Source organism: Citreimonas sp., assembly GCF_042096055.1.
Taxonomy (GTDB): Bacteria; Pseudomonadota; Alphaproteobacteria; order Rhodobacterales; family Rhodobacteraceae; genus Citreimonas.
The window spans coordinates 3,077-11,608 of the sequence record NZ_JBELMH010000004.1 but is presented as its reverse complement, the minus strand read 5'-3'; the positions used below and the strand labels follow the sequence as shown (position 1 = coordinate 11,608).

Below are 8,532 nucleotides of genomic sequence, written 5' to 3'. Positions count from 1 at the left end.
TGGGCCGGTATTCCGCGCCGAAGGGAGCCTTCCAGCCGCGCCCGGCGATCTGCGGCAGCAGCCAGGCGTAGTCGACCTCTCCCCGGTCGGGTTCGCCGCGATCCGGCACGCCGGCGAATTGCACGTGGCCGATCAGGTGCCGCAACGCCTCGAACCGCCGCAGCAGGTCGCCCTGCGCGATCTGGACGTGATAGCAGTCGAACATGATCGACAGGTTCGGCCGGTCCAGCGTCTCGACGATGGCCGCCGCGTGGTCGGTGGTCGCCAGGTGGTAACCGGGCACGTCGCGCCGGTTGATCGGCTCGATCAGGATGCCGATGCCGTGCGGCACCGCCAGATCGCAGGCGTGGGTCAGGTTGGCGCGGAACGTGGCCTCGGCCGCCGCGCCGCCATCGGTCTTGCCGGCCATCACGTGCACGTTTCCGGCCCCGATCGCGCGCGCGTAGTCGACGGCTTGCGCGATCGCGGCGCGCGCCTCGTCCTCGCGCCCGGGCAGCGCGGCAAGGCCGAAATCGCCGGCTTCGCGAACGCCCGGGTGGGTGTTCAGGCCCAGCATCTCAAGGCCGGACTCGCGCAGCGCGGCCGCGACCTCGGCCGCGGGTACCTCGTAGGGGAAATGGCATTCGACCGCGTCGAAACCGGCCGCCGCGGCGGCATGGATCGCCTGCGGCAGGGGCCGGTCGGTAAACAGAAAGCCGAGATTGGCGGAAAAGCGCATCAGTCCCAATCCAGCTCGAATTTGCGAACGACCTGCCCGATCTGCGCCTCGGTCAGCGGCACGGCGCCGGTGCCGCGCAGCAACATGGCCAGCCGCGCGGTTTCCTCGAGCTCTTCCATCGCGAACACCGCCGCCTCGAGATCGTGCGCGGCGACCACGGGTCCGTGGTTGGCCAGCAGCACCGAGGAGCGGCGCCCGGCCAGCCCGCGGATCGCGTCTGCCATCTGGGCGTCGCCAGGCACGAAGAAGGGCAGCAGCGCGACCTTGCCGACGCGCATCACCGCGTAGGCCGTCAGCGGAGGCACGGCGTTGTCGGGGTCGGTCTCGGGCAGCATCGACAGCGCGACGGAATGCGTCGAATGCAGGTGCACCACCGCGCCCGCGGCCTTCCGCGTCTCGTAGAAGGCGGAATGCAGCGGCATCTCCTTGGTGGGTGGATCGCCCGAGATGAGCGTGCCCGCCGCGTCGAATCGGCTGAGCCGCGCCGGATCAAGCCGGCCGAAGCTGTGGCCCGTCGGCGTCACCAGCAGGCCGCCATCCTCGGTACGGGCCGAGATGTTGCCCGAGGCGCCGCCGGTCAGACCGCGATCGAACATGGATCTGGCCCAGTGGCAGATATCCTCGCGCAGGCGCGCTTCTGCGCTCATGGGGCGGCCTCCATCAGGCGCGCCGCGTCCTCGAAGAAGTCCGGCCCGCCGAAATTGCCGGACTTGAGCGCGACCACGCACGCCTCGCTCGCGCGCATCACCGGCACGCCCGGCGCGATCTCGGGTCCGATCTCGAGCTGCGACAGGCCCAGCCCGCCGACCACCGCGCCCGAGGTCTCGCCGCCGGCGCTGATCAGGCGCGTGACGCCGCCCGCGACCAGCGCGGCGGCCAGTTCGGCGAACAGCGTCTCGATTGCCTGAGCGACCCGCTGCGCGCCGTGACGCTTCTGCACGGCGGCCACCGTCGCGGGATCGGCCGAGGAATAGATCAGCGGAATGCCCGGCTGCGCCAGCGCCCATGCGGCCAGATCCGCGACCGGCAGGGCGCCGGCCACCGCATCTTGGGCCGTGATCTCGCGCACCGGGTGACGGGCGGCGTGCCGCGCGACCTGGTCGCGCGTGGCGGTCGAACAGGATCCCGACAACGCGACCACCGGCCCTGGCTGGCCGCGCCAGGCATCCGCCGTGTCCACCAGCGCGCCCGCCGCGCGGAAGTTCCCGGGCAGGCCCATGGCGATGCCCGACCCGCCGGTCAGCAGCGGCAGGTCGGCGGCGGCGCGGCCGAGGGCGATCAGGTCCTCGTCCGCGACGGCGTCGGTCACGATCAGCCTATGGCCGGCGCGGTCCTGCGCGTCCAGCGCCTGCGCGATGGCGGCCGGCCCTTGCCGCACCGTCGCGGCGTCCACATGGCCGACGCTGCCGCGCGCCTGACGCGCCAGCCAGCGCCTTATATCGGGGTCCGTCATCGGCGTCAGCGGGTGGTCCTGCATCCCGGATTCGCTCAGCAGCCGGTCGCCGACGAACAGGTGACCCTGGTAGACCGAGCGCCCGGTCGCCGGGAAGGCCGGGCAGACGATGACCTGCCGCGCGTCCAGCGCATCCGCCAGCGCCTCGGCCACCGGGCCGATATTGCCCAGGGGCGTCGAGTCGAAGGTCGAGCAGTACTTGAACAGGAATTGCCGGCAGCCCTGCGCGCGTAGCCAGTCGAGCGCCCGCAGCGACTGCGCGACGGCATCGTCCACGGGGATCGAGCGGGACTTGAGCGCGACCACGCCCGCCTCGACCCCCGCGTCGGCAGGCCGGTCCGGCACGCCCACGTACTGGACGGTGCGCATGCCCTGGCGCGTCAGCGTGTTGGCCAGGTCGCTGGACCCGGTGAAGTCGTCGCCGATGCAGCCCAGCAGCATCACGCGGCCTCGGCCAGCGCGATGCAGGACGTCCGCGACCCCAGCCCAGCGTCGTGTACGATCCGCGTCATCAGTTGGTCCCCAGGATGATCTGCATCGGCCAGAGCGTGATCGCCGGTACGTAGGTGATGATCATCAGCGCGCCGAACACGGTCAGGACGAACCAGAACAGGTGCGGGATGATCTTCTCGACCGGCAGGTTGGCGACCGCGCAGGCGGCGAACAGGTTCACGCCCAGCGGCGGCGTGATCATGCCCAGGGCAAGGTTCACGACGATGATCAGCCCGAAATGCACCGGGTCTACGCCGTAGGAAACCGCGATCGGCGTCAGGATCGGCGCGAGGACCAGGATCGCGGCCGAAGTCTCGATGAACATGCCGACGACCAGCAGCAGCAGGTTCACCACCAGCAGGAACGCCATCCGGCTGTCGAACACCTCCTTGAACCAGGCGGCGATCTCGTTCGGCAGGCCCGAACGCGTCACGAGGAAGGAAAACAGCGCCGCGGCCGAGATGATCAGCATGATCGCGGCCGTCGAGAGCACGGTCTTCTTCAGGATGTCGGGCAGGTCGGCGAAACGAAGCTCGCGGTAGAACAGCATGCCCACGACCACGGCTGCGGCGACGGCCGCCGCGCTGGCCTCGGTCGGGGTGAAGACGCCGGTATAGATGCCGCCCAGGATGACAACCGGCACGATCAGCGCGGGCATCGCCGACAGCAGCGCCGCCCCCACGCGCGGCCGGTCGACACCGTCCTGCAGGCCGATGCCCCGGATGCGGCACAGGATCAGCACCAGCGCCATAAGTGACCCGGCCACAAGGAAGCCCGGCCCGATGCCGGCCAGGAACAGCTGCCCGATCGAGGTGTCGGTCGACACGCCGTAGAGGATCAGCGGAATCGACGGCGGGATCAGCACACCCAGCTCGGCCGAGCTGGCCTGCACCGAGGCGGCCATGGGCGCCGGGTAGCCGTGTTTGACCATCGCCGGGATCAGGATCGCGCCGATCGCGAACGTGGTGGCGACGGACGAGCCCGACACAGAGGCGAACATCATGCAGGTCAGCACGCAGGACGCGGCCAGCCCGCCCTGGATACCGCCGACGATCGACTTCGCCAGCTCGACCAGCCGGTGCGAGATGCCGCCCGCCGACATCAGGTTGCCCGCGAGGATGAACAGCGGAATGGCCATCAGCGGAAAGCTGTCGATGCCCGTGAACATGCGCTGCGCGACCAGCAGCAGTGGCAGGCGGCCGCTTGCCTCGATCCCAACGACTGACGCGAGGCCGATGGCCACGGCAATCGGCACCCCTGCAAGGAACAGGATGCCCAGCGAAAGCGCGAGTGCGGCGTTCACAGGATTCCCTCCGCCTGCGGAATGTCACCCTGCCGGATGGCGCGGGCCATGCAGCCCAGCACCGCGATCATGATGAAGACCGACCCCACCGGCAGCGCGGCGTAGACCCAGGCAATGGAAATCTCGAGCGCGGCAAGCTTCTGCGGGACCACCCGCAGCGTCATCGCCCAGCCCTGCCAGAACAGGATCGCGAAGAAAAGCAGCGACAGCGCCGTCGCCACCAAGTACAGCCCGAAGCCCAGCCGCCCCGGAAGCATCCGCTGCACGATCTCGACCGCGATCATCGAACCTTCGCGGAAGGCGGGCGCCACGGCCAGGAAGACCGACCAGATCATCGCCGACCGGGTCACGACCTCGGACCACGTCGACGGCTGGCCGAAGACGAAGCGCGTCGTCACCTGGTACAGTGCCAGCCCGGTCGCGATCAGCAGAAAGACGATCGACAGCCGAAGGGCGATGCCCGTCGTCACCGACTCGAGCTTGAAGAAGAATGTCATGGCGGCCCTGCGAATGCGGCCGGGGCGGCGCGCGCCCCGGCCTTGGGTCAGATGCGGATCACTCGACCGCCTTGATGCGGTCGATCATCTCGCTGCCGTACTCGTCAGTGTAGACCCCGTACGAGGATTCCTCGGCCAGCTTGGCGAACGGCGCCTTGTCGATGTCGGTGATGACTTCCATGCCGTTCTCGCGCAGCAGGGCGACGCCTTCCTCTTCCAGCCGGTTGACCTCGGCGCGGGTGGCGGCGGCCGAGGCCTTGGCCGCTTCCATGAACCAGCCCTGCTCTTCCTCGGTCAGCCCGTCGAACAGGATGGGCGAGGCCAGCACGACGGCCGGCGAATAGACGTGGCCGGTCAGCGAGACGTAGTCCTGCACCTCCCAGAACTTCGACGCGGTGATCACCGTGACGGGGTTCTCCTGCCCGTCGACCACGCCCTGCTGCAGCGCGGTGAAGAGTTCGGGGAAGGCCATCGGCGTGGGGGCGGCACCCATGCCCTCGAACGCGGCCATGTGCACGCGGTTCTCCATCGTGCGCAGCTTCAGCCCGTCGAGATCCTCGGGCGTGCGCACCGGGCGCTGCGCGTTGGTCACGTGGCGAAACCCGTTCTCGGACCAGGCGAGTCCCACCAGCTGGTTCTCGCCGATCTCGTCCAGCAGTTCCTGGCCGATCTCGCCGTCCAGCGTCTTGCGGGCATGGTCGTAGTCGCGGAACAGGAACGGCAGGTCGAGCGCGTAGACCTGCGGCACGAAGTTGCCCAGCGGACCGGTCGAGGTGATGACCACGTCGAGCGAGCCGATCTGCAGCCCCTCGATCATGTCGCGCTCGCCGCCCAGCTGGCCAGCGGGGGCCTGTTCGCCCGTCCACGCGCCGCCCGACAGCTCGGTCAGCGTGTCGATGAACGCCTGCGCCCCGACGCCGTAATGCGACGTGGGCGACAGCGAGTGCCCGACGACGATGTTCTGCTGGGCGTGCACGGCGGTGGCCATGACGGCCCCGGCGATCGCCCCCAGTGCGAGATGTTTCATGTGGTCTCCTCCTCCTTGGTTGTTCCCGGTCGCGTGCCGGTTTGTCTGCCGCCGTCCCGGTGTTCGTGGACGATCTCGGCGAAATCCTCGTTGGGCGCGAAGCCCAGCGCCTGCGCGCGGGGCGTCGTGATCCGGCCCGGCCACGACGACACGATGCGCGCGATGGCGGCATCCGGCCGCGACACGACGCGCGCAGCGACCTCGGGCCCCGCGATGCGTTCGAGCGTGTCGAGCATCTCGCCCACGCTGACCGAAATGCCCGGCAGCGTCAGCGTGGTCTGCGTGCCGATCTCGTCCTGCGCCAGCCCTGCGGCGACCAGCACGTAGTTCAGCGCCTTGGCCGGCGAAGCGAGGTGCAGCCGCAAATCGCGGCCGACCGGCAGCACGGCCTCGAGCCCCGCGAGCGGTTCGCGGATCACGCCGCTGGCGAAGCTCGACGCGGCCTGGTTCGGCTTGCCCGGGCGCACGGAAATCGTCGGAAACCGCAGCGCGCGGCCGCGGATGAAGCCCTTGCGCGTGGCGTCGCGGACCAGCAGCTCGCCCATCAGCTTCTGCGTGCCGTAGGACGACAGCGGCGCGGGCAGCGTGTCTTCGGAGATCGTGTCGTTGTCCGCGCAGGAAAACACCGCGACCGAGGACGAGAACAGGAACACCGGCGGCACGGGCATCGCGCGGCAGGCGTCGAACAGCGCGATCGTGGACTGCAGGTTGACGCGCATGCCGAGGTCATAATCCTGTTCGGCCTGGCCCGAGACAACGGCGGCAAGGTGGACCACAAGTTCGGGAGCGTCCTCGCGGATGCGGCCCAGCACCGCCGGATCATCCAGCGCTCCGGGCACGGCATGCACGCGGGGATGCGCGTCCGCCAGCGCCTTCAGCGGCGCCTCGGCGATGTCGGTCGCGATGATCGCCGCAATGCGTCTCTCGCGGCCATCGACGGTCAGCGCGTCCCGGTCGGCAAGCGCACGCACGACCATCTGCCCGATGAATCCCGCCGCCCCGGTCACCAAGATGCGCATCGAAATTCCTCCCCCGGGGCCGAGCAAGTCAGACGGTGACAACGGTGTCAACGACCAACCCGCGAAAGGCGCGCCCGGCGTCCTGCGCGCGCGCCGAAGCCATGCCACGGCGCCCTGCGGTCAAAGGCCCCTCCGCAATCGCACGCGCGGCTTTCAGGCTGGTTCCGGGCGGCACCGCATCGGGCGCCGCCCGAACGCGATCAGATGCAGCGGCCGCCGTCGACTTCCATGCAGACGCCGGTGACCATGCTCGCCTCGTCCGAGCAGAGGTAGAGCGCCGCGTTGGCCATGTCCTCGGGCGTGGAGAACCGGCCCAGCGGGATCGTCGACAGGAACTTCGCCCGCATCTCGGGCGTGTCCTCGCCCATGAAGCTTTTGAGCAGCGGCGTGTCGCCCGCCACCGGGTTCAGCGCGTTGACGCGGATGCCCGCGGGGGCCAGCTCCACCGCCATCGCCTTGGTCGCGGTGTTCATCCAGCCCTTGGACGCGTTGTACCAGTTCAGCCGCGGCCGCGGCGACACGCCGGCTGTCGAGGCGACGTTCAGGATGCAGCCCGAACCGCGCGCCTTCATCTGCGGCACCAGCGCCCGCGCGCCCAGGTAGACGGACTTGCAGTTGACGGCAAACACGCGGTCGAAATCCGCTTCGGAGACGTCCTCCATCGGCGCGGGCAGGTGCGTGACACCCGCGTTGTTCACCAGGATGTCGACGCGTCCCATTTGCTCGGTCGCGAAGGCGATCATCGCCTCGACCTGCGCGCCGTCCGAGACGTCGCAGCCATGCGCGAGGCCGCCATGCGCCCCGGCGACCTTCGCGGCGGCGTCCGCGTTGATGTCGGCGACGACGACCTGAGCGCCCTCCTTCAGGAACCGCTGCGCGATGCCTGCCCCGAATCCCGATCCTGCCCCGGTGACGATCGCCGTCTTGCCTTGAAGCCTCATGCCTGCTCTCCCTCCCGATTGTGTCGCGCGTCAGCCGTGATAGGCCGCGACGGTCTTGAGCGTCGAGAAGCCGTACAGCGCCTCGAAGCCCTTCTCCCGGCCGTGGCCGGACTTGCCGACGCCGCCGAACGGCAACTCGACACCGCCCCCGGCCCCGTAATTGTTGATGAAGACCTGCCCCGACTTCACCTTGCGCGCCAGCCGCATCTGCCGCGCGCCGTCGCGCGTCCAGATGCTGGCGACGAGGCCGTATTCGGTGCCGTTGGCGATCCGCAGAGCCTCGTCCTCGGTCTCGAACGGGATCATCACCTGCACGGGGCCGAAGATTTCCTCCTGCGCCAGCGCGTGGTCCGGCGGCACCGGCCCGAAAAGGCACGCGGGCACGTAGCTGCCGCTCTCGGGCAGGTCGGCGCCCGGCTCGATCCGGGCGATCACCGGCAGGTCGGCGCCAAGGCCGAGGTAGCGTTCCACCCGCGCCTTCTGCGTCGGGTTGATCAGCGGGCCAAGGTCGGCGTCGTCGATCGCCCGCCCGATGCGCTTGGCGCCGTAGGCTTGGGCCATGCGCGCGGCCAGCGTGTCGAACAGGCTCGCATGCACCAGGATCCGGGACGAGGCGGAACAGGTCTGGCCGGCGTTCTGCAGCCCGGCATTGACCAGGAACGGCAGCGCCGCGCCCAGGTCGGCGTCCTCGAACACGATCTGGGGCGACTTGCCGCCCAGTTCCAGCGTCACGGGCACCACGTTCGCGCCGGCCGCGATCTGCACCGCGGCACCGGTGGCGACCGAACCGGTGAAGCTGATGTGATGCAGGCCGGGATGCCCCGACAGTGCCGCGCCCGCCTCGGCGCCCAGACCCGGAACGACATTGAGCGCCCCGTCGGGCAGCCCCGCCTGCTGCGCGAAATGCGCGAACAGAAGTGCGGTCAGACACGCATCCTCGGCCGGCTTCAGCACGCAGGCATTGCCCATGGCCAAAGCCGCGCCGACCGAGCGGCCGATGATCTGCATCGGGTAGTTCCACGGCACGATGTGCCCGGTCACGCCGTGCGGCTCGCGCAGGGTATAGACGGTATAGCCGTCCA

Annotated in this window: 9 protein-coding genes; all 9 read right to left on the bottom strand. The window is 69.7% G+C overall.

The annotated features are described in order from the left end of the window. Positions 1 to 718, bottom strand: a 718-nt coding sequence (locus ACFDTC_RS02025; RefSeq protein ID WP_375257195.1) for a hydroxypyruvate isomerase family protein, incomplete at its 3' end; no start/stop codon positions are given. Continuing rightward, complete coding sequence (gene otnC, locus ACFDTC_RS02020; RefSeq protein ID WP_375257194.1) at positions 718 to 1,365, bottom strand: 3-oxo-tetronate 4-phosphate decarboxylase; 648 nt, start codon at positions 1,363 to 1,365, stop codon at positions 718 to 720. The genes otnC and ACFDTC_RS02025, both read right to left, overlap by 1 nt. Continuing rightward, positions 1,362 to 2,612, bottom strand: coding sequence for a 3-oxo-tetronate kinase (otnK, locus tag ACFDTC_RS02015; RefSeq protein ID WP_375257193.1), 1,251 nt, complete (start codon positions 2,610 to 2,612; stop codon positions 1,362 to 1,364). Before otnK ends, otnC begins: the two co-directional genes overlap by 4 nt. A gap of 70 nt (positions 2,613 to 2,682) precedes the next feature. Beyond that, positions 2,683 to 3,966, bottom strand: coding sequence for a TRAP transporter large permease (locus ACFDTC_RS02010; RefSeq protein WP_375257192.1), 1,284 nt, complete (start codon positions 3,964 to 3,966; stop codon positions 2,683 to 2,685). Further along, positions 3,963 to 4,463, bottom strand: a complete 501-nt coding sequence (locus tag ACFDTC_RS02005; protein ID WP_375257191.1) for a TRAP transporter small permease — start codon at positions 4,461 to 4,463, stop codon at positions 3,963 to 3,965. The genes ACFDTC_RS02010 and ACFDTC_RS02005 overlap by 4 nt, the downstream gene beginning before the upstream one ends. A 58-nt stretch (positions 4,464 to 4,521) precedes the next feature. Beyond that, the gene (locus ACFDTC_RS02000; RefSeq protein WP_375257190.1) at positions 4,522 to 5,490 is read right to left on the bottom strand and encodes a TRAP transporter substrate-binding protein; all 969 of its coding nucleotides are present in this window, start codon (positions 5,488 to 5,490) and stop codon (positions 4,522 to 4,524) included. After that, positions 5,487 to 6,509, bottom strand: coding sequence for a D-erythronate dehydrogenase (gene denD / locus ACFDTC_RS01995; RefSeq protein ID WP_375257189.1), 1,023 nt, complete (start codon positions 6,507 to 6,509; stop codon positions 5,487 to 5,489). The genes ACFDTC_RS02000 and denD overlap by 4 nt, the downstream gene beginning before the upstream one ends. Before the next feature lie 200 nt (positions 6,510 to 6,709). Then, the gene (locus tag ACFDTC_RS01990) at positions 6,710 to 7,450 is read right to left on the bottom strand and encodes an SDR family oxidoreductase (protein WP_375257188.1); all 741 of its coding nucleotides are present in this window, start codon (positions 7,448 to 7,450) and stop codon (positions 6,710 to 6,712) included. Positions 7,451 to 7,480: 30 nt separating this feature from the next. Further along, on the bottom strand, positions 7,481 to 8,532 hold a 1,052-nt coding region (locus tag ACFDTC_RS01985), incomplete at its 5' end, for an aldehyde dehydrogenase family protein (protein ID WP_375257187.1).